The organism is Synechococcus sp. R55.7, assembly GCF_047461955.1.
Classification (GTDB): domain Bacteria; phylum Cyanobacteriota; class Cyanobacteriia; order Thermostichales; family Thermostichaceae; genus Thermostichus.
In genome coordinates, this window is sequence record NZ_JANSIC010000096.1 from 7,982 (window position 1) to 9,675 (window position 1,694).

Genomic DNA, 1,694 nt, shown 5'->3' on the forward strand with positions numbered 1-1,694 from the left:
TTGGGCCGAGAGCGGCTGCCTATTGCCATGCCGGTTTGAGTAGTCGAGAATGGCTGGCGAGCTTTGCCTGAGGGCAGTTGCCGCGCTCAGGGGCCTGCTTTGAGCACTATCATTCATCTCAACCCACTTGTCCATGCTTGAACATCTCCATCTCGACCGCAACCGCAAGCTGATCTCCCTGTTTGGAGAGCCGGTTGTCTTCCACTGCCATCACTACAACCTATTCCTGCAGCAGACTATTGAAGATCCCGACTGGATCGATGGAGTAGGGATCCTGCGCACGGCAGCCCAGGAGATCTTTTACAGTCTTCTGTACGGAGCTTTCAAGGCTCTTGGCATTCAGGAGACCCAAGAGCGCCTGGCAGTGGCAGCTCAGATCTTCAGTTTTTTAGGATTTGGGCGGCTGGCGTTTGAGGTGACACCTTCAGGCGGGGAAGTGCAGCTTACCCATTCTCACTATGCAGAAGGTTGGCTGAGCAAGTACGGGGATCAGGTCAACCGCACACGTCCCATTGACCACTTGGCGGTGGGCTATGTGGCAGCAGCTCTGGATGCCACGTTTGGCGAGCTGGGGAGCTACACGGCAGAAGAAACGGAGTGCATGGCCGTTACCCGTAAGGATCACTGTGTAATCCAGGTTACTCGGCTGCCGCGGCCCCAGTTGTTGACTCCCAGTCCAGGGATGGGCAAGTTGATCGAGCAGCCGCTCCAGTTCCCCCGGCCCACAACAGCAGTGGACTATGACGCGGTCAACGAAGCTCTGTGGGGCTTGCCTTTGGCCGGAGATGAGCGGGGGCAAATTCGCGCCTTTAACGTGTTGCTAACGCGCATGCCTGCCAACTACTACAACCGCATTCAGTATCGCTTTTTACAGGAGCTGAAGGCGGTGCAGGCTGAGCTGATGGGGGTGGGGGAAGCTCTCATCCGCGAGTCGGGGCATGTCTGTGTGTTCTACACCTTCGGCAACATCATGGAATCGGTGGAGTGGGAAACCCTGGTGGGGCCGATGCTGGAGAAGGACACGGACTGGATCCACGGCGGCTATGCGGTGGCCAGCAGTCTGGGGTGGGGTCGCTGGCAGGCTTTGGAGGTGGTGAGCGGCCAGTCTTGCCGGGTGGCCATTGATGGCAACTACGAAGCCAACTACTTTTTGGCTTCCTACCCACGGGCAGAAGATCCCGCCTGCTATTTTGCTCAAGGGGCGGTGCCGGCGATGATGAATCTGGTCTACAACGGCAACATCCAGCAGAAGCCGGTTTTGGATCAAGTCTTCTACAACCGCCTCTTCCAGCGGGGTGGGCTCTTCCACGGCCAGGAGACCAAGGCCAGAGAGAAGGGGGATCCCTGGTGCGAGTTCTACGCCGCTCGCGTCAGCGGGACGGAGTCCTTGCGGATGTAGGGATCCATGCAGGTGCGTGTCCTCAGGCGGCGGGAGTGTGGGGCTGGGTGGGCCACCGACCTGCTGCTGCCACGTTGCCTTGTCTGGTCAGAGGTAGAGGCTCTGGCCCAGGAATGGGGAGCCGCTTGTCGCTGTTTTCAAGGGCAACTGGTGTGGCTGGATCTGCCCTCAGGCCGGATTACGGCTTCACTGCGGGTGCCCCGCCTAACGTTGCGACTCCACGATGCCAACGCTGAGGCGCAGATCTTAAATCGTTTGCAGCAGTTGGCCAAGTCTTCTGGTTCCCAGACAGAGG

Annotated in this window: 2 protein-coding genes; both read left to right on the plus strand. The window is 58.9% G+C overall.

Features of this window, described 5'->3' with window-relative positions:
* Window positions 1-133 precede the first annotated feature (133 nt).
* Window positions 134-1,399, plus strand: coding sequence for a hypothetical protein (locus NW820_RS06765; protein WP_414407049.1), 1,266 nt, complete (start codon window positions 134-136; stop codon window positions 1,397-1,399).
* Between the two features lie 6 nt (window positions 1,400-1,405).
* The coding region (locus tag NW820_RS06770; protein WP_414407050.1) for a hypothetical protein at window positions 1,406-1,694 on the plus strand (289 nt) is incomplete at its 3' end.